Annotated in this window: 18 protein-coding genes and 2 rRNA genes; 2 read left to right on the forward strand and 18 right to left on the reverse strand. The window is 49.2% G+C overall.

What is annotated here, in order from left to right; translation table 11 throughout:
• Window positions 1-17: 17 nt before the first annotated feature.
• The 10 genes from CIL02_RS06230 to lptB all read right to left on the reverse strand — a co-directional run bounded on the left by CIL02_RS06230 (window position 18) and on the right by lptB (window position 14976).
• Complete coding sequence (locus CIL02_RS06230) at window positions 18-1766, reverse strand: OstA-like protein (protein ID WP_094399990.1); 1749 nt, start codon at window positions 1764-1766, stop codon at window positions 18-20.
• Window positions 1763-3205 carry a peptidylprolyl isomerase gene (locus CIL02_RS06235; RefSeq protein ID WP_371589074.1) on the reverse strand — a complete coding sequence of 481 codons (1443 nt, stop codon included), beginning with the start codon at window positions 3203-3205 and terminating at the stop codon, window positions 1763-1765. Before CIL02_RS06235 ends, CIL02_RS06230 begins: the two co-directional genes overlap by 4 nt.
• Window positions 3206-3270: 65 nt before the next feature.
• Window positions 3271-4692, reverse strand: a complete 1422-nt coding sequence (locus tag CIL02_RS06240) for a peptidylprolyl isomerase (RefSeq protein WP_094399992.1) — start codon at window positions 4690-4692, stop codon at window positions 3271-3273.
• A gap of 47 nt (window positions 4693-4739) precedes the next feature.
• On the reverse strand, window positions 4740-6224 hold the full coding sequence (gene guaB / locus CIL02_RS06245; protein WP_094399994.1) for an IMP dehydrogenase: 1485 nt from the start codon (window positions 6222-6224) through the stop codon (window positions 4740-4742).
• A gap of 221 nt (window positions 6225-6445) precedes the next feature.
• The gene (locus CIL02_RS06250; RefSeq protein WP_094399996.1) at window positions 6446-7813 is read right to left on the reverse strand and encodes an MATE family efflux transporter; all 1368 of its coding nucleotides are present in this window, start codon (window positions 7811-7813) and stop codon (window positions 6446-6448) included.
• A 5-nt stretch (window positions 7814-7818) separates the two neighbouring features.
• Window positions 7819-10002: a DNA helicase RecQ gene (recQ, locus tag CIL02_RS06255; RefSeq protein WP_094399998.1), complete on the reverse strand. Its 2184-nt coding sequence runs from the start codon at window positions 10000-10002 to the stop codon at window positions 7819-7821.
• 21 nt (window positions 10003-10023) lie between these two features.
• The gene (gene clpX / locus CIL02_RS06260; RefSeq protein ID WP_094400000.1) at window positions 10024-11262 is read right to left on the reverse strand and encodes an ATP-dependent Clp protease ATP-binding subunit ClpX; all 1239 of its coding nucleotides are present in this window, start codon (window positions 11260-11262) and stop codon (window positions 10024-10026) included.
• A gap of 2 nt (window positions 11263-11264) precedes the next feature.
• Window positions 11265-11933, reverse strand: a complete 669-nt coding sequence (gene clpP, locus CIL02_RS06265; RefSeq protein WP_094400002.1) for an ATP-dependent Clp endopeptidase proteolytic subunit ClpP — start codon at window positions 11931-11933, stop codon at window positions 11265-11267.
• 719 nt (window positions 11934-12652) lie between these two features.
• Window positions 12653-14017, reverse strand: coding sequence for a trigger factor (gene tig / locus CIL02_RS06280; protein ID WP_094400007.1), 1365 nt, complete (start codon window positions 14015-14017; stop codon window positions 12653-12655).
• A 131-nt stretch (window positions 14018-14148) separates the two neighbouring features.
• Window positions 14149-14976 (reverse strand): LPS export ABC transporter ATP-binding protein, encoded by an 828-nt coding sequence (lptB, locus tag CIL02_RS06285; protein WP_094400009.1) that lies wholly within the window; start codon window positions 14974-14976, stop codon window positions 14149-14151.
• Window positions 14977-15118: 142 nt separating this feature from the next.
• On the opposite strand from lptB, the gene CIL02_RS06290 reads away from it, so the two are divergent.
• Together CIL02_RS06290 and CIL02_RS06295 are read left to right on the forward strand one after the other, a co-directional pair.
• Window positions 15119-15865, forward strand: a complete 747-nt coding sequence (locus tag CIL02_RS06290) for an ABC transporter permease (RefSeq protein WP_094400011.1) — start codon at window positions 15119-15121, stop codon at window positions 15863-15865.
• Complete coding sequence (locus CIL02_RS06295) at window positions 15862-16635, forward strand: ABC transporter ATP-binding protein (RefSeq protein ID WP_094400013.1); 774 nt, start codon at window positions 15862-15864, stop codon at window positions 16633-16635. Before CIL02_RS06290 ends, CIL02_RS06295 begins: the two co-directional genes overlap by 4 nt.
• A 165-nt stretch (window positions 16636-16800) precedes the next feature.
• Here CIL02_RS06295 and CIL02_RS06300 read toward each other — a convergent pair whose 3' ends face one another.
• The 8 genes from CIL02_RS06300 to CIL02_RS06335 form a co-directional block, all read right to left on the reverse strand.
• Entirely contained in the window at window positions 16801-17196 is a 396-nt protein-coding gene (locus CIL02_RS06300) for a hypothetical protein (protein WP_094400015.1), read from the reverse strand.
• Between the two features lies 1 nt (window position 17197).
• Window positions 17198-18511 (reverse strand): ribosome biogenesis GTPase Der, encoded by a 1314-nt coding sequence (der, locus tag CIL02_RS06305; RefSeq protein WP_094400017.1) that lies wholly within the window; start codon window positions 18509-18511, stop codon window positions 17198-17200.
• A 136-nt stretch (window positions 18512-18647) separates the two neighbouring features.
• The gene (era, locus tag CIL02_RS06310; RefSeq protein ID WP_094400019.1) at window positions 18648-19529 is read right to left on the reverse strand and encodes a GTPase Era; all 882 of its coding nucleotides are present in this window, start codon (window positions 19527-19529) and stop codon (window positions 18648-18650) included.
• Between the two features lie 83 nt (window positions 19530-19612).
• Window positions 19613-20632, reverse strand: coding sequence for a beta-ketoacyl-ACP synthase III (locus tag CIL02_RS06315; protein ID WP_094400021.1), 1020 nt, complete (start codon window positions 20630-20632; stop codon window positions 19613-19615).
• The gene (gene rpmF, locus CIL02_RS06320) at window positions 20632-20817 is read right to left on the reverse strand and encodes a 50S ribosomal protein L32 (RefSeq protein ID WP_006848356.1); all 186 of its coding nucleotides are present in this window, start codon (window positions 20815-20817) and stop codon (window positions 20632-20634) included. The genes CIL02_RS06315 and rpmF overlap by 1 nt, the downstream gene beginning before the upstream one ends.
• A gap of 5 nt (window positions 20818-20822) precedes the next feature.
• On the reverse strand, window positions 20823-21356 hold the full coding sequence (locus CIL02_RS06325; protein WP_094400023.1) for a DUF177 domain-containing protein: 534 nt from the start codon (window positions 21354-21356) through the stop codon (window positions 20823-20825).
• A gap of 222 nt (window positions 21357-21578) precedes the next feature.
• Window positions 21579-21691, reverse strand: a 5S ribosomal RNA gene (gene rrf, locus CIL02_RS06330).
• A gap of 79 nt (window positions 21692-21770) precedes the next feature.
• Window positions 21771-21993, reverse strand: a 23S ribosomal RNA gene (locus CIL02_RS06335); the annotation flags it as partial.

A 21993-nucleotide genomic window follows, 5' to 3' on the forward strand; every position in this document is an offset into this window, starting at 1 on the left:
ATAAATACCTCTCACCATCAGCTGTTTTCATCGCTTGCTGGCGGTTCTGCATTATTATCCTCAGCAGCAGGTTCTTGTTTCTTCTCGTCATCAGCAGGCGTACCGTCCTTCTTGTCATCATCAAGCCTCTGAAGCGGCATCGCCACTCTCTCAACATTTTTCAGTTCTGTGCCAGCTGGCTTACCCTTCCATACAAACACATCGTCCGGGCCTGTAGGACGTATATAGTCAAACCAGGCAAAGCCAGTCAGCTTCAACTTCGATGGTGGTATCTGTGTCATAGGGTATAGCGTTCCCGTAGCCCTTGGCATCCATATACGCTCCATCTTCCTCTGCCCGTTCATAAACATGCGCATGGTATCGGTCTCTGTATAGTTGAGTCCTATGAGAGTAGTGTCCTTATCGTCTACAGGATAATAGATTGCCCTGACATTGCCGACGGCATCGCTCCTGCGGGGATTTCCATCAACGAAATAAGAGAACATATTTGTTGACGACACTTGGTTGTAGTGTATGCTGTCCGGTAGCTGCTCAATGGAGAAAGCCTGCCCGAGCACGTGAGCCTCACGTACCGTTGAGTCGTTCATGAACACCATGATTTTCTCTCCGAGCATCTGCCTTCCGGCATTCCACACTATCGGGTCACGATACATCGTCAAGCAGGAGTCCTTAGAACTGAACACCAACGAGTCGCAAACAGCCTGCATGTCCGTACGATATGCCCGCACCTTGTCGAAACAATGCACTACCCTGTACACGCTGTCGGTGTTGATATCATACGTATACAGTTTTATGGAGTCGCCATGCAGATACAGGGTGTCCTCTTGCGAGAAGTCCTTCAGGAGAGCATCTATCGTAGCATAGCCATAACCGGTAATCTTGTTATAGTTAAGATGCCCACACCGAAGTTCGTTCTTGTTCTGGGTATCTATATACACGACATTTCCAAAGCCCTCCGCCACCCCGGTATTGTCGTCAAAGTACAGGCTGTCACCAACAATGGTTTTTCCCTCGTTGATGACGGTAGAGCGGTTGTACAGCCTCGCCTTGTCCTGCTTGGAGTCAAAAAAGCCATCATCAGTATATATAATTCCCTGATTTGATGTGATTTTCGACTTTCCCGTGATATGCGCCACCGATGTTCTGGTGTCATAGTGCAAGGTGTCGGTCTCAATGAGTCTGTCCGGACTCCTCATACGCACGTCATAATAGAATACAGCCTCACGTGTCTTGGTGCTATACTCACCCCAGTCAGACGACAGCTTGTCATCACCGTCAACGAGCCTTCCCCCATCGAAGAAGTATGCAAACTCATACAGTCTGTCGTAGTCGAGGCTGTCGGTATAGAGAGTCTGCTTATTATGCTTGAGCACCACGTTCATTCGCGCATGCATGACAAGTTCCTGTCCGTCGTAGTCGGCACGGTCGCAAGTCAGCGAGAGCGTATCACCCTGCTTGAACCTCACATGTCCAAATGCCTTGACAGAATTCGAGGCCTCATAGAAATACGCACTGTCACACCAGAGCTTAGACCCTTTGTGGCTGAACTGCACCTTTCCTGTCACAATCTGCGCACCGGGCTCCGGGCCATACAGGTCATACTTCAGAACGTCGGCATGTATCAGATACACCCTCTCGTCGACCTTCGGTCTCGTCTTCCTTGCAGGTCGAGACGCGGCAAACAGTACAAGTCCAAAGAGGCATAGAACCGTCAGGAAGCCGATTCTATGCCCATTGATATTCCGTTGCAAGGTATTATTTGTCATTTAACCCATCCTTCATATTCGTATTGGCAATTCCTATACCTCTCATTCATTCTAACGTAGGTATGCTTTATCTTCTCAGTCACCCAGTCATGCACAACCTTCTGCCTCTGTTTTCTCAGCACGACGTTCTTCATAACTTGGAAATCCTCCGTGATGGTGGCCCTATGCCCGTCGATGCGGCTCTTGAGCTTTATTATGGCACAGGAAGTCTTGCCGTTGTTCTTTGTCAGAGTGAAAGGAGCTGATATCTCGCCGACCTTCAGCGTATCGACAACGCGCGCCACCTCTGTAGGGAGGTCCTTCATTTGGAACCTTGACGTCATACCATCCTCGGTGAGATTGGACATCAGACCATGGTTGTTGCGTGTATCCTTGTCATCGCTGATAAACGTGGCACCCTCCTCAAACGAGAACTTACCACTACGGATATCGTCGGCGATGGAGTCGAGCTGCGCCAGTGACAGGTCTATCTCATCCTGTGCCACCTTTGGCTTTATCAGAATGTGCCTAACCTTCACCTTGTCTCCACGTTTGTCGACAAGCTGTATGATATGGTAGCCAAACTCACTCTCTACGATTTTCGAAATCTTCTTAGGGTCTGTAAGGTTGAAGGCTACAGCTGCAAACGCCGGGTCCAGCATTCCTCTACCAACATAGTCTAACTCACCGCCATTGCGCGCTGTGCCCGGGTCGTCGGAGTATAGTCGGGCCAATGTAGCGAACGTAGTCTCTCCATTGGTAACCCTCTCGGTGAAGTTACGCAACTGGTCTTTTACCCGGTTCACCTCCTCGGGCTTGATGCGTGGAGCACGCTCAATAATCTCCACCTCCACCTCTGTTGGCACAAACGGCAGGCTGTCCTCGGGCAAAGAACGGAAGTAGTTTCTCACATCAGCCGGAGTCACCTTGATGTCCTCGACAAGCTTTTCCCTCATCTTCTGTATCAACAGGGTATTCTTGTACTCATCGTGCATGCTCTGCCTCATCTCCGTGATGGTCTGGTTGCGGTACTCCTCCAGTTTCTCACGCGAGCCCATCAGCTGCACCCAGTAGTCAATCTGCTTCTCGACTCCTGCAGCAATCTCGCTTTCCGACACCTCTATACTGTCAAGGGCGGCCTGATGGAGGAACAGTTTCTGAACGGCCAGCTGCTCTGGTATCAGGCAGTCCGGGTCACCATTCCATGTCATGCCCTCACTCTGTCCCTGCAGCCTCATCATCTCTACATCCGATTTCAATATGGGTTCGTTACCTACTACCCATATAACCTCGTCTACGATGCACTCCTCTGGTATAGGAGCCTCCTTTTTTGCCGTGCTGTCATTGGCTGCGGCAAATGGCTGAGGAGACATTCCGCCTGCCCACCCGGCAACAGCTGCCGTGAGACAGAACAGTCCCAACAGGACACACCCTCCAAATCTATTTGTATTCCTTCTCATATAATGTTTCTGTATATAGCTACTGTGCCAGCCATTCCCACCGTCTTGTTCCTACGACGTTTTCATTAGTGCTTGTTCACAGTCTTCAAAACCTCCTCATCAATTTCTACGGCATACTTGCGTCGCAGGCCTTCTACCCACTCCTTCTCAAGAGTGTCCTGATAGTCTGCCAGCACCTGAGCCTTGACATCGGTCATTTCCTTTGGAGCTTTCAACTTCTGTCCGTATACAGCGTCGATAGGATAGTCCTTCAGCCCCTTGGCAATGGTATCAACGCCAAACACCTCGCGGTCAACAAGTGCGTTGTCGCCCTGCTTGAAGATGCCCTTCTCTACCCTGATGCGAAGGATGCTGTCATTGTTGAATGTCTTACGAAGTTTGTCTGCCCACTGGTCGAAGGGCAAGCCCTTGACAGCGTCCTTGACAGCCTTCACGTCGGCCTGGTCCTTAACGTGGTATGCAATGCCCTTGAAACGGGGAGCGTCCCACTTGTAGTTCTTCTTGTTTTTCTTGAAGTATGCTACCAGTCCTGCCTCGTCGGCCGCAGCCTTCTCCCATACCGTGCGGTTACTTATCTCGTAAAGCAACAGTCCGTCGTAATACTCCTTTATGAGGTTCCTCAGATCAGAGTCATTAGCCTCAAGTTCCAGGCGTTTAGCCTCAAGCACCTTCTCGGCGGTAGTGTTCTGAGCCTTGCCTATGGAGTCGAGCTTGTTGTCAATAATCTTCTCTCTCAGGCCTCTCTGCTCGATATACCTTACGATATCAGCTCTCTGGCTGTCATAGTCGAAGAAATTGCCCTTGTCCTTAAGCAGTATGATATGCCATCCTGCCGGCGAGAGTACAGGCTTGCTCATCTGGCCTTTCTCCAGTGCCCATGCAGCATCCTCAAACTCCTTCAGTGTCATACCCTTTGCAATCCACTGCAGTTCTCCGCCATTGGCGGCCGTACCCTTGTCGTCAGAGCACTTCTTAGCCAGCTCAGCAAAGTCGGCTCCATTCTGCAGGGCATTATATATAGAGTCTATACGCTCCTTGGCAGCTTTCTGCTGCGCCTCGTCAGCCTTCTGTTTTACCATTACGAGAATGTGTGCAGGCTTTGTCATGCCTCCATTGCCATCGATGCGCGAGCGTGTCTCCTCGTATATCCTTCGTGCCTCTGCTTCTATGTCTGCATCTGTAATCATTGCCGGGCGAATCTGCTGGTCACGATATCCGGCAAACTCATTAAGGAACGACTTCAGAGTGTCGAGGCGTGCCTCCTTGGCCGCCTCTACCTTCAACTTGTAGTTTACGAAAAGGTCCACATACTCATCTACAGACTTCTTGTCAATGACGCCCTCAGAGTTGTTCTTATTGAAAGAATACTCAAATTCAGAGCGGCTTACAGGCTGACCGTTAATTTTCATGACGACAGGGTCGTCAACTTGTGCGAAAACGATATTGCCACACAGCAGCATGGCACCGATGAGGAGTTTTGATTTCATTTTTTCTATATATAAATATATGTTATTAGGAGTTTGGAACGTAGTTCCTAATCGTGTCTTGAATAGTTTGGAGCCTCGCTGGTGATAGTGATGTCATGCGGATGGCTCTCCTGCACTCCCGCGTTGGTTATGCGTGTGAACTTGGCATTATGCAGGGCCTCTATGGTTGGAGCTCCACAATATCCCATTCCTGAGCGCAGGCCGCCAATAAGCTGGTAGATAACCTCCTGAACAGTTCCCTTATAAGGAACACGTCCTGCTATTCCTTCCGGAACCAGCTTCTTTGCATCCACGGTATCTCCCTGGAAATAGCGGTCCTTAGATCCGTTCTTCTGCTCCATGGCCTCAAGCGATCCCATGCCACGGTAGCTCTTGAACTTACGTCCGTTGAAGATTATCGTCTCACCAGGACTTTCCTCAGTACCTGCTACCAGCGAGCCTATCATGACACAGCTGCCACCTGCAGCCAAAGCCTTAACGATGTCGCCTGAATAACGCAGACCACCATCGGCTATCAATGGTACGCCCGTACCCCTCAGGGCAGAGAACACGTCATAGACAGCGCTAAGCTGCGGAACGCCAACGCCAGCCACGACACGTGTCGTACAGATAGAGCCAGGGCCGATACCAACCTTTACAGCATCCGCACCATTGTCTACGAGCATCTTTGCGGCCTCGCCTGTTGCGACATTACCTACTACGACATCAATATTGGGGAAAGCAGCCTTCACGTCGCGCAACTTCTGGATAACGCCAAGCGAATGTCCGTGAGCAGTATCTATAACGATAGCGTCAGCGCCAGCATCAACAAGCGCCTGTGCCCTGTCAAGAGTGTCTACGGTTACGCCTACACCGGCAGCAACACGCAGTCTGCCCTTGCTGTCCTTGCAGGCCATTGGCTTATCCTTGGCCTTTGTTATGTCCTTGTAGGTGATGAGTCCGACAAGGCGATTGGAGGCATCAACCACAGGAAGTTTCTCAATCTTGTTCTCCTGCAGTATCTGCGCAGCCGCTACCAAGTCTGTCTGCTGATGAGTTGTGACAAGGTTCTCCGATGTCATAACCTCATCAATCTTTTTGTCCAGCCTGCGCTCGAAACGCAGGTCGCGGTTGGTGACAATACCTACGAGGTGATTGTCGTCATCAACAACTGGAATACCACCAATGTGATAGTCGTGCATCATGTCCAAAGCATCCTGCACAGTACGTCCGAGCCTTATTGTCACAGGGTCGTAAATCATTCCGTTCTCGGCCCTCTTGACAATGGCAACATTGCGCGCCTGTTCCTCAATGGTCATGTTCTTATGAATCACGCCGATACCTCCCTCACGGGCAATGGCTATGGCCATTGACGACTCCGTCACGGTGTCCATAGCAGCTGTCACGAAGGGCACATTCAAGTCAATGTGGCGTGAGAACTTGGTTTTCAACTCTACCGTTTTCGGTAACACCTCTGAATAAGCAGGGATTAACAGGACATCGTCAAACGTCAGACCGTCCATTACAATTTTATCTGCAACAAATGATGACATATATTACCTAAAAATTTGTTGCGTGCAAATTTAGCAATTATTTCCCACATATCGACCGCAAACATGTTTTTTCTCAAATCTTTAAATCAATTTAACAGGCAGGATGCCATATGTTACTTAACTGCGAATATTACCCCTATGCAACGTAAGCTAACTTGCGTGTATATATAATAAGGTGTAACAGGCAGGATGAGCTTACAGCCAGCAAAGCGGATACAAAATCACTCTATTCCCTTCAAACCCTTGTCTAAACGGCGCAGATTTCGGACGAAAAGGAGAAAATAAAGCAGGCCTGCCGTGGTGAGTCCAGCAGGAAAAGCAAGCCACACTCCCTCGATACCCATACCGAGAACGATGCCGAGAAGATAGCCAAGCGGAAGGGATATCACGAAATAGGCAAGGAAGGCCACACTCACTAACGGACGCACAACGGCTATGCCACGAAGGGCGTTGGCGTATGCGCATTGCAGGCAGTCGCCAATCTGATAGAGCATAAAGGGCACGACCGTTAGTGCAACGAGATGGGCTACAGAGGCTGCGTCTGTGAAAAGGAAGCCGAGGCTATGACGGAACACAAAGATTGGTACCGACACCAATGCCGCCACCATCAGGGACAGATGGAAGCCTGCATGGGCCGTGCGTCCTGCTGCCACATAGTCACGCAGCCCGGACTGAAGACTGACCTTGATGGCGACAGCGGCTCCGAAACCATAGTATACCATGAAGCCAAGCTGCGACACGGTAAGCATTATCTGATGGGCAGCAAGGGCATCGGCTCCCAGCCAGCCTACCATAATGCTGGATAGCGAGAAGGCTGCCGTCTCCATGCCCATCTGCATGGCAAGCGGTATGCCAAGGGCGCTTAGAGCGACTATGCCCGACCAAGACACACGACTGGAGCGCAATCCGGCACGATAGACTGAAGTGGAACGGGACATGCAGAACAGCCCCACGAATGCTACGGCTACGAACAGACGCGAAAAGGCTGTGGACAGGCCTGCTCCAAGAAGTCCCATCTCAGGCAGTCCAAGATGACCATATATGAGCAGCCAGTTGCCAAGGATGTTTAGCAGATTACCAGAGAGAAGTATCCACATAGGGGTGCGGGTATCTGTGATACCGTCGTAGAACTGCTTGAAGGCGTTTGCAACACAGACAAAAGGCAGGGATACGAGCTGTACAATGAAGTAGGGACGCATGAGCGGCAACAGTTCTTCAGGCTGTCCGAGCCTGCCGATGTTGGCATAGAGCAACAGCATGGCTGCAACAAGGATGGCAGCCACGAGCAAGTTGGAGGCAACACCATCGAGGAGCACCTTGCCTATGCGTGTATGCAAGCCACGGCCAAAGAGGTTGCCAACAGTGGGAGTGATGGAATAGGAATAGCCCAACGCCACGATGATGACGAGGACAAACATGTTGTTGACGAAAGATGCGGCTGCAAGCTCTGGAGTGGAATGGTGACCTATCATAAGCGTGTCGGCAAAAGACATCACGATAGTTCCCAACTGGCCGATTATGATGGGAAGCCCAAGACGGGTAAGGTCCCGATAACAGCCATCATAGCCAGAGAAGTCATAATGTAGCATAGCTGTCAGTTGGCCTGCTCAGACAGGAATTTTATACGCACAAGCCTGATTTCGTCCTCGCTGTAGTCGGAGCCAAGCTCATCAAGAGCGGCATCAATGCTGTCTGTCTCGCTATCCATGAAGTAGTCGTAGATGTCATCGACATGGTCATCGTCCATGACCTCCTCCAGGAAGTAGTCGATATTTATCTTTGTTCCGCTATATACGATTGCCTCAACCTCGTCGAGCAGCTCTTCGAAGTCGAGTCCCTGTGCCTGTGCGAGGTCGTCGAGAGCTATCTGCCTGTCGATGCTCTGTATAATCTTCACCTTCAGCATGCTCTTCTTTGCCACAGTCCTGACCCGCAGTTCTTCTGGACGCTCTATGCTGTTCTCCTTGCAGTATTGGCTTATAAGTTCAATGAACGGTTGCCCGTAGCGTTTGGCCTTGCCTGCTCCAACACCCTGGATATTCTGAAGTTCGGACATGGTGACAGGATACATAGTTGCCATCTGTTCAAGCGACACGTCCTGGAAGATGACATATCCTGGGAGATTGTTGGTCTTGGCGACTTTCTTGCGGAGATTGCTTAGCAGTGAGAACAGCTGTGGATCGAGGGCAGAGCCTGTCATCTCATGTTCGTCTGCCTCGAATTCGTCCTTAAAGTCACGGTCTTCTACAATCATGAACGAGGATGGTGACTTAATAAATCTCTTTCCCGCTGCAGTTAGCTTGAGGAGGCCGTAGTTCTCTACATCTTTCTTGATATACCCCATAATCATAGCCTGACGGATGACGGGATTCCAAATACGTGGCTCTATATCCTCGCCCTCGCCAAACTCCTCAAGCTCGTCGTGGTGATGAGAGACGATATCGTCTGTTCCACGTCCCTTCACAAAGTCTATGACATAGTCCTGCATAAAGTTCTCCTTAAGGGCCTTGATAGCCTTCAGTATAACGACAAGCGCATCCTTGGCCTCACGCTTCTGCTTGGGATGCAGGCAATTGTCGCAGTTGTTGCAGTTGTCCTCGGTATAGGTCTCGCCAAAATAGTGGAGCAGCAGCTTGCGACGGCACACGGAGCTTTCAGCATATGCCTCAGTCTCCTGCAGCAGTTGCTTGCCAATGTCCTGTTCGGCAATAGGCTTGCCCTCCATGAATTTCTCAAGTTTCTGCAGATCCTTGGGCGAGTAGAACACTATGCACTGTCCCTCGCCACCGTCCCTTCCTGCACGGCCCGTCTCCTGATAATATCCCTCAAGGCTCTTGGGGATGTCGTAGTGTATGACGAAGCGGACATCGGGCTTGTCGATGCCCATACCGAAAGCAATGGTAGCCACTATGACATCGATGCGCTCCATCAGGAAGTCATCCTGCGTCTGCGAGCGTGTCGCCGAGTCGAGTCCGGCATGATATGGGGCGGCCTTAATCTCGTTTGCACGCAAAATCTCTGCCAGCTCCTCTACCTTCTTGCGCGACAGACAATATATAATGCCACTCTTACCTGGATTCTGGCGGATGAACATTATAATCTGCTTGTTGGTATCGTCGTCGTTGCGCTTTGACCTTACCTCGTAATAGAGGTTGGGACGGTTGAACGAGCTTTTGAACTCCTTGGCATCTACGATGCCGAGGCATTTCTTGATATCGGTGCGCACCTTGTCGGTGGCCGTTGCCGTGAGTGCTATTACAGGAGCCTCACCAATCTTGTTGATAGTGGGTCTGATGTTGCGGTATTCCGGACGGAAATCATGTCCCCACTCCGAGATGCAATGAGCCTCGTCTATGGCATAGAACGATATCTTGACAGACTTGAAGAACTCCACGTTCTCCTCTTTGTTGAGCGACTCCGGTGCTACGTATAGCAGTTTGGTCTTGCCGCTACGGATGTCATCCATAACCTGTGTTATGGCAGCCTTGTTGAGCGAGGAGTTCAAATAGTGGGCCACACCACCCTCCTCTGACATTCCGTTGATTACGTCAACCTGGTTCTTCATAAGGGCGATGAGCGGCGACACCACAATGGCCGTGCCATCCATGATTAGTGAGGGCAGCTGATAGCATAGGCTCTTGCCTCCGCCCGTAGGCATGAGTACAAATGTGTCGTTGCCAGCAAGGAGGTTGCGTATGATTGCCTCCTGGTCACCCTTGAAGTTGTCGAAGCCGAAAAAATGTTTCAGCTGTTTTGTCAGGCTATCGTTTTTAGTCATAGGTCAGGTAGTGTTGTTTTGTTATGCAGTTTCCAACTTATGCAGGTGAGCCTTGTCAAGCTGCTCCTTGGCATAGTCGATGGTAACATCGAACTTCTTTATCCTGCGCGACGGAATCTCGAACATGGCATCCATCATCACAGACTCCACGATAGAGCGGAGGCCACGTGCGCCAAGCTTGTACTCTACGGCCTTGTCAACGATGAAGTCTAGAGTCTCGTCAGTGAACGTAAGCTTTATGCCATCCATCTCGAAGAGCTTGACATACTGCTTGACAATGGAGTTCTTGGGCTCCACAAGGATGCGTCTCAGTGCCTCGCGGTCGAGTGGCTTGAGATAGGTGAGTCCAGGCAGACGGCCAATAATCTCGGGTATAAGCCCGAACGACTTGAGGTCTTGCGGAAGGACATACTGCATAAGGTCTTCCTTGTCGATATTGCGTACGTTCTGTACTGAGTTGTAGCCAACGGTATGTGTATTGAGCCTCTGGGCTATCTTGCGCTCTATTCCGTCGAAGGCACCTCCGCAGATAAAAAGTATGTTCTTGGTATCTACATGTATGTAGTCCTGATCGGGATGCTTACGTCCGCCTTTTGGTGGCACGTTGACCATTGTTCCCTCGAGCAGCTTGAGCAGTCCCTGCTGCACACCCTCTCCGCTGACGTCGCGCGTTATGGAGGGATTGTCGCTCTTACGGGCAATCTTGTCAATCTCATCGATGAACACTATTCCCCTCTCGGCAGCCGGCACATCGAAGTCAGCGACCTGCAACAGACGGCTGAGGATGCTCTCGACATCCTCGCCAACATAGCCGGCCTCCGTGAACACGGTGGCGTCAACGATGGTGAAGGGAACGTCAAGAAGCTTGGCTATGGTGCGTGCAAGAAGTGTCTTGCCTGTTCCTGTAGAGCCAACCATTATGATATTGCTCTTCTCTATCTCCACACCATCCTCGCTATCGGGCTGCTGCAGACGCTTGTAATGATTGTACACCGATACTGCCAGATGGCGCTTGGCCTCATCCTGCCCGATGATGTACTCGTCGAGGTAGGCTTTTATCTCGCGCGGCTTTGGCACCTTCTTTAGCTTGAACGTGCTTTCCTTCTGCTTGTTCGAGCTTTCTTTGCCGGCACCCTGCATAACGGCTATCTCATAAGCCTGCCGGGCGCATGTCTCGCAGATGAAACCGTTAATGCCGGTGATAAGCAGTTCTACCTCACGCTCACCTCTACCACAAAAATTACAAACTTTTCTTGGCATTATTATTTCTTACGTTTTAATACTGTATCAATCATTCCATACTCTCTTGCCTCCTCGGCAGTCATCCAGTAGTTGCGGTCAGAGTCCTGCCATACTTTCTCAAACGGAGTATGGGAGTGCTCGGAGATAATATTGTAAAGCTCCTTCTTGAATTTTTGTATCTCCTTAGCCTCAATCTCTATGTCGGAAGCCTGACCCTGCACGCCGCCAAGTGGCTGGTGTATCATGACGCGGCTGTGGGTGAGAGCGGAACGTTTTCCCTCAGTACCTGCCACCAGCAGGACTGCTCCCATGGAGGCTGCCATGCCTGTACAGATGGTGGCTACATCGCTGGAGATGAACTGCATGGTGTCGTAGATACCAAGTCCAGCCGTGACACTACCGCCAGGGCTGTTGATGTATATGGATATGTCCTTGCCGTTGTCGACGGAGTCCAGATAGAGCAACTGAGCCTGAAGGGTGTTAGCGGTGTAGTCATTGATTTCTGTTCCCAGGAAAATGATGCGGTCCATCATGAGTCGGGAGAACACATCCATCTGTGTAACGTTGAGCTGGCGCTCCTCCAGAATATATGGGTTGAGGTACTGGTTCTGGCAACTTACTACATCATCTAACACCATACCGTTGATACCAAGGTGCTTTGTGGCAAATTTTCTAAAATCGCTATTCATGTTTCGTCATTTATAAAGGGCGGAGCCTATACAGGGGCACCACCATTTTGTTAGTAAAAGCTTTGTTGTAACCTCTCGTTATCTTGTTTCTATGACAAAGTTAATAAAAAAACTCGATAACGATAAGAATTATGAGTTTTTTTTTGAAAAAAAGTTTTTCTGGCGGATTCCTTGACATGGCTAAGCACATATGTAATGTTTGAAGATTTCAGAGATAATATATGTTGCGCATATATTCTGCCATTCATCTGCAGCACTGGTCGCCAGCTGAAAGGGAAAGCAAAGCACACCAAGCTGAACCAAGTGTCTGGAAAACATGGGAAAGGGATTTCAAAATGAAGACACCTTTTCCAAGCGAATTTGAGGGAGGGTCAATGCAAAGCTTTGCGTTGGCAGATGCAATGCTTTGCGTGGGCGATTGCAAAGCTTTGCGTTGGCAGATGCAATGCTTTGCGTTGGCAGATGCAAAGCTTTGCGTCTGAGATGGGCAAGACTGGCACAGAAATCGTCAGTCCTATTCTGGATAAGAGAAAAGGGAGGGTAGACTCACCATACGGGGCACTGTTGCCCCAAGGTAATTTCTGTTGGGCCAGTGTCTGCTCAAAACAAAACAAGTCTGCATGCGGGGAGGACAAAAAAAAGATGTCTGGCCGTAACCAGACATCTCTGATGAAGGGATTAGTTATTGGTTGTTATAGAGTTTCAACCCAAGCAGGCCATTAAGCCTCCTTCTTTGACATCATAGCGTTGAAGTCGTCGAGAGAGATAGACTTCTCGTTGAGCTTCACAACGCTCTTCAGAGCTGCTACGAGCTTGATGTCGAGAGCACGGTCTACGCAACCCTGCACGTTCTCCTGCTTCTTGAGGATTTCCTTGGCGTAGTTCTCGACGTACTCATCTGGCACATTGTTCATACCATACTGTGCGAACTGTATGCGTGCGGTCTCCTTTGCGGCCTGAAGCACGTCATCCTGCTCAAGCTTGATGCCGGCAGCCTCTACGAGCTGGTTCTTGATAAGGCTCCAGGCAAGTTCCTTGATGCTGGCAGCATAGTTCTTCTCTACGAACTCCTCGCCCTTGTCCTCGTTGTTCTTGAGCATGATACGCTTCAGAAGGGCGTCGGGGAAGGTAAGCTCGCCGACCTTGTTCTCAACGTAGGCACGCACATCGAGCAGGAACTTGTAGTCTGCATCAACGGTAAGCTGTGCTGCAAGGCCGTCAGCAATCTTGTTGCGGAACTCCTCCTCGCTGCTTACTGCGCCCTCACCGAATACGCTGTCGAAGAGCTGCTGGTCTACTGCAGCCTTCTGGTAACGGCTGATTTCGGTTATCTGATAGCTGAAGTCGCCTGTATGGTTAGCAACATCCTCCTTGCCAATCTTCAGGAAAGAAGACAGCTCTACATCGCTCTCGGGATAAGCCTTGCGAGGATTGAAGGTGATGATGTCACCAAGCTTGGCACCATCGAAAAGTTTCTTCTGCTCGTCAACCTTGATGTAGTTTGGCATCAGGACGGCAGACTCGACAACAAGACCACCCTCCTTAGTATTGCCATTCTCGTCAAGCTCACGAAGGTCGCCCTTTAGCATGTCGTTGTCCTGATACTCCTCAGCCTTCTCGTAGCTGCCGGAGCGTGATGCGAACATGTCTACCTGACGGTCGATGAGGGCATCGTCAACAGTAATGTTGTAATAGTCTACGGCATCATCAGCACCCAGCTGAGCGTTGAATTCCGGTGCAACGGCGATGTCGAACACGAATGTATATGGAGCTTCCTTGTCAAGATCGACAGGTTCCTGTCCCTCGTTGGCCAGAGGCTCGCCGAGCATATGGATATTATTGTCTGTGATGTACTTCTGCAACTGCTCGCCAAGGACGCGGTTGATAACGTCTACCTTTACGGATGGGCCAAACTGGCGCTTTATCATTCCCATAGGAGCCTGTCCCGGACGGAAACCGGGAATGTTTGCCTTCTTGCGGTAATCCTTGAGGGTTTTCTCAACCTCCTGCGTGTAGTCAGCTTCCTCGATTGTCAATGTCAGCTTGCCATTAACCTTATCGGGGTTCTCAAATAAAATATTCATCTTTTGTTTCTTAATTTATTATTATTTTTCTGTATTTCTCCAAATGAGTTGCAAAATTACTCAATATTATTGGTTCCACCTAATATATATGTGAAAAATTTGATTTTTTAACCGTTTTCACCCTTTGGCCTTCACATATTCTCAGCTGTCTCCCTTGCGCGCTTTTGCTCGTCGATGAGCTGGAAATCCTTTTTCCTCAGCACGAACGACGTTCCAAGATACTTCTCTTTTACTATCTGATTCTCGGCCAGCTGCTCAGGATTGCCCTGGAACAGTATCTTTCCCTCGAAGAGCAGGTAGGCACGGTCAGTGATGGTGAGGGTCTCCTGCACGTTGTGGTCGGTTATCAATATGCCGATGTTGCGGTACTTGAGCCGCCATACAATATGCTGGATATCCTCTACAGCAATAGGGTCAACACCAGCGAAAGGCTCGTCGAGCATTATGAACTTCGGGTCTATGGCCAGGCAACGCGCAATCTCTGTACGGCGGCGCTCGCCACCAGAGAGCTGGTCACCCTTGTTCTTGCGAACCTTGTTCAGACGGAACTCGGCAAGCAGGCTCTCAAGCCGCTCCTGGCGCTGCTCCTTGTTGAGGTCGGTCATTTCAAGTACAGACATGACATTGTCCTCTACAGTCATCTTGCGGAACACGCTCGCCTCCTGAGGCAAATAGCCAATACCGGCACGGGCACGCTTGTACACGGGGTAATCGGTTATTTCCTGGTCGTTGATGAACACATGTCCCTCATTCGGAACGACAAGTCCCGTCGTCATGTAGAAAGATGTTGTCTTACCCGCTCCGTTAGGACCGAGAAGACCTACTATCTCTCCTTGGCGGACGTTGAAGGACACCTGATTGGCAACAGTACGCTTGCCGTAGCGTTTTACTAAGCCCTCGGCACGGAGTGCCATAACGGGATGGGAAGATGTAGATGAAATATTGCTCGTTTCGTCCATTTACTGTGATGGTTTGCTGATTGATGCGGCAAAATTAGCAAAAATGTCTCTAATAACGTTGACAAAAGCAAAAACTCTTACTATTATTGCAGTTTTTTAAATGATTTTGGTTACTTTTGCAGTCGACTAATATCAAAACAGTATGTTCATATACAAATCGCTGGTAACATTCGGACGCTATTTCATGCTGATGGGTAGAACTTTCAGTATCCCTGAGCGTATGAGGATGTTCATGAAAAGATATATCAAGGAGATGTCGCAGCTGGGTGTTGACTCAATACTCATCGTACTGCTCATCTCGTTCTTCATCGGTGCAGTAATATGCATACAGATGAAAATCAACATCCAGAGCCCATGGATGCCAAGATGGGTATCGGGATATACCACCAGGGAGATTATGCTGCTGGAGTTCTCAAGCTCAATAATGTGTCTGATATTGTCGGGAAAGGTCGGCTCGAACATAGCCTCAGAGCTGGGAACGATGAGGGTAACACAACAGATTGACGCTTTGGAGATTATGGGCGTCAACTCTGCCAACTACCTCATTCTGCCGAAAATACTGGGACTGATGACCATCATGCCGTTCCTCGTAATATTCTCCTCGGCAACAGGTATTTTGGGCGCATACGGCACGGCATATATAGGCCACATACTTACTCCCGAAGACCTGACGCTCGGACTGCAGCACTCTTTCAACCCATGGTTTATGTACATGAGTATCATCAAGAGCCTCTTCTTCGCATTCATCATCTCAAGCGTGTCGTCGTTCTACGGCTATTCCGTAGAGGGCGGTTCCGTGGAAGTCGGCAAGGCATCTACTGATGCCGTGGTGTGCTCAAGCGTACTGATTCTATTCTCTGATGTCTTCCTAACACAGATATTGTCATGATTGAAGTCAGAAATCTATATAAGTCGTTTGGCGACAAAGAGGTCCTCAAGAACATAAACTTCCAGTTTGAGGACGGTAAGACTAACCTAATAATAGGACAAAGCGGCTCGGGCAAAACCGTGCTGATGAAAAATCTCGTCGGGCTACTTGACCCTACCGCAGGAGAAGTACTCTACGACGGACGCGACTTCGTGAAGATGAACAAGAAGGAGAAGGTGGCCATGAGACGCGAGATGGGAATGATATTCCAGAGTGCGGCTCTCTTCGACTCGCTGTCTGTTCTGGAAAACGTAATGTTCCCGCTCGACATGTTCTCTAACATGAACTACAGGGAAAAGGTGAAAAGAGCACAGGAATGTCTTGCAAGGGTGAACCTCGTAGATGCCGACCACAAATTCCCAGGCGAGATATCCGGCGGCATGCAGAAGCGTGTGGCAATAGCAAGGGCCATTGTGCTAAATCCGAAATATCTGTTCTGTGACGAGCCAAACTCCGGACTCGATCCAAAGACCTCGCTTGTCATAGACGAGCTGCTGAGCAGTATCACAAAAGAGTATGACATCACAACCATCATCAATACTCACGACATGAACTCTGTTATGGGAATAGGAGAGAACATCCTCTTCATCTACAAGGGTTGCAATGAATGGCACGGCACAAAGGACGACGTGATGGGGTCGACTAACGAGAAACTCAACGACCTGGTATTCGCCTCAGAGCTGTTCAAGAAGGTGAAAGCCGTAGAAAACAGGGAGGCATCAAACGAGTAATAAGCCCCCTATCTTCTCTATCACATCTATCTTCTCTACCCCATCTATCTGCTCTATCTCATCTATCTCCTCTATCTCATCTATCTTCTCTATCTTCTCTATCTCATCTATTATTCAACAATATACAGGCCAGCACCATCAAAGCGCTGGCCTGTATATTTAGAATTATTTCATATACCATACATTATCCCGCTCCACCATCGGAACAACCACTTCCTCGTTCGTACTGTCCCCATAAGCCAAAGAAAGGAAGGCTTCAGCAACATGGCAAGCCGTATCAGCCACTACGCGGACTACGCTGACCCGAAGGATGCCGCCATGAATATCCTTCTGTTGCCCAGCAAACATCTTGGCATTAGTGACAAGCTGCTCGCGATAGGAAGCAGGTATGCTGTCGGGCTGATAATAGCCATCGACAAACATCTCATATTTGCCATCTACAAGGTAGTCGTAATATAGCTTCGCTGCCTTGCCGGCAACTTCATCTGGTTTTGGTTCGCTACCACATGCCACTACAAGGAGCAGCAACGCAGAGAATATTACTGCCAACAGACACCGCATACTACTTCTGACGGATGAAGATGTTTATCGGACAACCATGGAGAGACCAGTTCTCGCGTATCTTGTTCTCAAGGAAACGCTTGTAAGGCTCCTTGACATACTGGGGTAAATTTGCGTAGAACACGAACGATGGTATCTGAGTGTTGGGAAGCTGAGACACATACTTTATCTTGATATACTTACCCTTCACTGATGGTGGTGGATAAGCCTCGATGAGCGGCAACAGCACCTCGTTGAGCTTGGACGTTCCAATGCGTGCCATGCGGTTGGCATATACCTGCTGAGCCAATTCCAACACCTTGAAGATACGCTGTTTGGTCAGGGCTGAGGCAAAGATAATCGGGAAGTCCACAAAGGGAGCCATGCGGCTGCGGATGGCATTCTCGAAGGTGCTTATCACGGCCTGCGTCTTATCCTCTACCAGATCCCACTTGTTGACTACTACAACAAGCGACTTGTTGTTCTTCTGTATAAGCTGGAAAATGTTCATATCCTGAGCCTCGATACCACGGGTGGCATCAATCATGAGTATGCACACATCGCTGTTCTCTATGGCACGGATGGAACGCATGACGCTATAGAACTCCAAGTCCTCAGTCACCTTGTTCTTGCGTCGGATACCAGCTGTATCAACAAGGTAGAAGTCGAAACCGAACTTATTGAAACGGGTATAGATGGAGTCGCGGGTGGTTCCGGCAATCTCGGTCACGATATTGCGTTCCTCACCGATAAAGGCATTGATGATGCTGCTCTTGCCTGCATTCGGACGCCCTACTACGGCAAAGCGGGGAATATCGTCCTCTGTCACGTCTTCGCTGTTCTCAGGCAACCGAGATACGAGAAGATCCAGCAAGTCGCCAGTACCACCACCTGTGGCGGCACTAATACACTGTGGGTCACCAAGGCCCAACTTGTAGAACTCTGCAGCCTCGTAGGCATTGCCTGGATTGTCAACCTTGTTGGCTACAAGTATCACAGGCAACTTGGCACGGCGGAGTATCAGGGCGACATCCTCGTCCCAGTCTGTCACGCCGGTATCATTGTCTACAAGAAACAATACCAAATCGGCCTCCTCCGTTGCTACGAGCACTTGCTGACGGATGGCATCCTCAAAGATATCATCTGATTTTACTACCCAGCCACCGGTATCGACGACCGAGAACTCACGGCCATTCCATACACACTTGCCATACTGACGGTCACGCGTCGTGCCGGCAGTATCACTGACAATGGCTCTACGCGACTGGGTGAGCCTGTTGAAAAGTGTGGACTTACCCACATTGGGGCGTCCGACAATAGCTACTAAATTTGCCATTTCTGTTTAATTTCTGAAGTTATACATTCTTCGGCCCTCCAACAACGATGTCGGAGAGTAGACCCTCATTCCATTCAGGGTCTTGATGCTGCACATGCAGCATGGGGTATTGGTAAAGAGCCACAGAAGACAAGCATCATACCGGATTGTACCCGAAGCTGTCAAGCTCTTTTTCTGAATTGCGCCAGTCCTTGTCCACTTTAACGTACGTCTCAAGAAAGACTTTCTTGTCGAAAAACCTCTCCAATGCCTTGCGGCTCTCCGAGCCCACCTTCTTCAATGCTACGCCCTGATGCCCAATGATGATACCCTTTTGGGAGTCACGCTCAACGTAGATGATGGCACGGATGTGAATGCTGCTTGCCGACTCCTTGAAACTCTCTACACGGACCTCAACGGAGTAAGGTATCTCCTTGTCGTAATAGAGCAGTATCTTCTCACGGATAATCTCGCTTACGAAGAAGCGGGCAGGCTTGTCGGTGAGCTGGTCTTTATCAAAATAAGCCGGCGACTCAGGAAGCAGCTCCTTGATACGCTTGAGAAGCATATCCACACCGAACTTGTTCTTTGCTGAGATAGGGAGTATCTCGGCAGCAGGAAGAAGAGAGTGCCATTTGGCAACAATGTCACCAAGAGACTTCTGGTCGCTCTGGTCAATCTTGTTGATGAGCAGCAGCACCGGGATAGACATCTGGCGGACTTTCTCAAGGAAATCAGTGTTCTTCTCCGGATTCTCCACGACATCCGTGACATAGAGAAGCACATCAGCATCTGCAAGTGCGGACTCCGAGAATGCAAGCATCATCTCCTGCATCTTATAGTTGGGCTTCAGGACGCCTGGAGTGTCGGAGAACACTATCTGCATGTCGTCGGTATTGACAATGCCCATTATGCGGTGACGAGTGGTCTGAGCCTTAAAAGTGGCTATGGAGATACGCTCGCCAACCAACTGGTTCATCAATGTCGACTTGCCGACATTGGGATTTCCTACAATGTTTACAAAACCTGCCTTGTGCATGTCTCTATACTTGTTAAGACAAAAAAACGCATCTGCTTATTCGTGAAAATAAGGATGCGCTTTCTTGTTATCGTTTATAATCGTTATTTCTTTGATGACAACGAGTCACCATCATAAGCCCACTTGTAGTAAGACGCACCATGTACGAAACCGGCACCAAATGCCGTGAAGATGACATTGTCACCCTTCTTGAGCTTCGACTCTACATCCCACAACGCAAGAGGAATGGTTGCCGCACTGGTATTGCCATAACGCTCGATGTTAACAACTACCTTCTCCATCGGAATACCAGCACGCTTGGTAACAGCCTCGATAATTCGCAAGTTGGCCTCGTGAGGTACTACCCACTGAACGTCATCCGCGGTTAGATTGTTCCTGCGCAAAACCTCCATCACGTCATCGCCCATATTGGTAACAGCGTAACGGAATACTGTTCTGCCCTCCTGATAGAGGTAGTGCAGACGATGGTCTACCGTGAAACGGGAAGGAGGACATACGGAACCACCCGCCTTCATGTGAAGGAACGGTAACCCCTTGCCGTCTGTGCGGAAATATGCATTCTGCACGCCGACTCCCTCTTCCGTAGTAGCTTCAACAAGTACAGCACCAGCACCATCACCGAACAACACGCAAGTCTGCCTGTCGGTATAATCTACCAACGACGACATCTTGTCTGCACCGATAACTATAATCTTCTTATACCTTCCACTCTGAATCATTGATGCTGCAACGTCAAGCGAATAAAGAAATCCACAACATGCAGCCTCAAAGTCAAAAGCAAAGGCATTCTTCAGTCCGAGCTTGCCTAAAACTATAGACGCAGTAGAGGGAAACTTATAGTCCGGTGTAGTTGTAGTGACAATCAGCGCATCTATCGAGTCAGGATCAACGCCAGTCTTCTGGATTAGCTGCTTTGCTGCCTTGCGGGCCATGTAGCTGGTACCAAGTCCCTCTTCTGTAAGAATGCGGCGTTCCTTGATACCTACACGAGCCGTAATCCACTCATCACTTGTATCAACCATACGCGACAGCTCCTCGTTGTTGAGGATATAGTCTGGCACATACCCGCCAATACCAGTGATAATTGCGTTGATATTTCCCATTATTCAGCTGCTTCCTTTACGATAGCCACCTTACCACGATAGTAGCCGCATGTTGGGCATACAGTGTGGTAAACATAGTAAGCACCACAATTCGGGCAAACTGCCAATGTAGGGGCAACTGCCTTATCATGAGTTCTTCTCTTCAGTGTACGTGTCTTTGATTGTCTTCTTTTAGGATGTGCCATAATAATTAAATGTTTAAATCTTTATCTTTTATTTTCAATAACTCACTCCAACGCGGATCAACAGCAGAATTACTCTCAACGTCACTTCGGGTGGCGGAATGTGCCTCTAACGCATTCATCATGTCACGATTGCATTTACCAGGTGCATGAACGTGCTTGATTGGAATATTCAGAACTATAGATTCATATAGGAACCATGAGATGTCAAGAACACCATCGTCTTCTCTGACAACTACAAGTTCATCGTCTTCGGAGTTTTCTTTCCCAAATTTCACTATCAGCCTATTATCGGCATATATAGGCTGTTCCATATCGTCAAGACAGATATCACATGGAATGTAAACAACTCCCTCGATATTGAACTTCACCTCGAACAGGGATGATTTACGGTCTATATCCACATGAGCATCCAGATTTCCCTTATTGACCAATTCGCCACCAACGGCTTCGAAATAGTCATTGTCCAATTTGAAATCAAAGGCATTAACACCTTCCTTCAAACCGTGAAGGTCAATCTTGTAAGCTTTTAATCTGTCCATAACTTCACTTTGGGGTGCAAAGTTACACAAAATTTCTGATATATAGAAACTTATCCAACATTTTTTCTTTTCTTTAAGCTTCAACGTAAAAATGCTTCGAAAAAAAACTCAAAAACTATACTACCTAAAACAACTACATCCCCTACAACACCAACAAGCACCCTATCAAACAAAGCATAAAAAACGGGCTCCGAAGACATTCGTCCTCGGAGCCCTGATAAAAGAAGGCGGCTACCTACTCTCCCGCATTGCATTGCAGTACCATCGGCGATGGCGGGCTTAACTTCTCTGTTCGGAATGGGAAGAGGTGGGACCCCGCCGCTATAACCACCTGATAATTTCCTCCTGCCCTCAAACAGCAGGTGACTATCGCACACAAGCAAGACCATAAGAAACACATACCGAAAATAATCACACTCAAAAGCCTTCGGGCAATTAGTAGCGCTCGGCTTTGACGTCACCGTCTTTACACCTGCGCCCTATCAACGTCATCGTCTGTGACGACCCTTGTGAGGAGTTCTAATCTTGCGGCTGGCTTCGCACTTAGATGCGTTCAGCGCTTATCCAATCCAGACTCAGATACCCAGCGGTGCACCTGGCGGCACAACTGGTAAACCGGAGGTCTGTCCAACACGGT

This window comes from Prevotella sp. P3-122, assembly GCF_002251365.1.
Classification (GTDB): Bacteria; Bacteroidota; Bacteroidia; order Bacteroidales; family Bacteroidaceae; genus Prevotella.

Coding starts and splice junctions, on each gene's coding strand:
- CIL02_RS06230 (WP_094399990.1), bottom strand. CDS start 1,766: ATGACAAATAATACCTTGCAACGGAATATCAATGGGCATAGAATCGGC.
- CIL02_RS06235 (WP_371589074.1), bottom strand. CDS start 3,205: ATGAGAAGGAATACAAATAGATTTGGAGGGTGTGTCCTGTTGGGACTG.
- CIL02_RS06240 (WP_094399992.1), bottom strand. CDS start 4,692: ATGAAATCAAAACTCCTCATCGGTGCCATGCTGCTGTGTGGCAATATC.
- guaB (WP_094399994.1), bottom strand. CDS start 6,224: ATGTCATCATTTGTTGCAGATAAAATTGTAATGGACGGTCTGACGTTT.
- CIL02_RS06250 (WP_094399996.1), bottom strand. CDS start 7,813: ATGCTACATTATGACTTCTCTGGCTATGATGGCTGTTATCGGGACCTT.
- recQ (WP_094399998.1), bottom strand. CDS start 10,002: ATGACTAAAAACGATAGCCTGACAAAACAGCTGAAACATTTTTTCGGC.
- clpX (WP_094400000.1), bottom strand. CDS start 11,262: ATGCCAAGAAAAGTTTGTAATTTTTGTGGTAGAGGTGAGCGTGAGGTA.
- clpP (WP_094400002.1), bottom strand. CDS start 11,933: ATGAATAGCGATTTTAGAAAATTTGCCACAAAGCACCTTGGTATCAAC.
- tig (WP_094400007.1), bottom strand. CDS start 14,017: ATGAATATTTTATTTGAGAACCCCGATAAGGTTAATGGCAAGCTGACA.
- lptB (WP_094400009.1), bottom strand. CDS start 14,976: ATGGACGAAACGAGCAATATTTCATCTACATCTTCCCATCCCGTTATG.
- CIL02_RS06290 (WP_094400011.1), top strand. CDS start 15,119: ATGTTCATATACAAATCGCTGGTAACATTCGGACGCTATTTCATGCTG.
- CIL02_RS06295 (WP_094400013.1), top strand. CDS start 15,862: ATGATTGAAGTCAGAAATCTATATAAGTCGTTTGGCGACAAAGAGGTC.
- CIL02_RS06300 (WP_094400015.1), bottom strand. CDS start 17,196: ATGCGGTGTCTGTTGGCAGTAATATTCTCTGCGTTGCTGCTCCTTGTA.
- der (WP_094400017.1), bottom strand. CDS start 18,511: ATGGCAAATTTAGTAGCTATTGTCGGACGCCCCAATGTGGGTAAGTCC.
- era (WP_094400019.1), bottom strand. CDS start 19,529: ATGCACAAGGCAGGTTTTGTAAACATTGTAGGAAATCCCAATGTCGGC.
- CIL02_RS06315 (WP_094400021.1), bottom strand. CDS start 20,632: ATGGGAAATATCAACGCAATTATCACTGGTATTGGCGGGTATGTGCCA.
- rpmF (WP_006848356.1), bottom strand. CDS start 20,817: ATGGCACATCCTAAAAGAAGACAATCAAAGACACGTACACTGAAGAGA.
- CIL02_RS06325 (WP_094400023.1), bottom strand. CDS start 21,356: ATGGACAGATTAAAAGCTTACAAGATTGACCTTCACGGTTTGAAGGAA.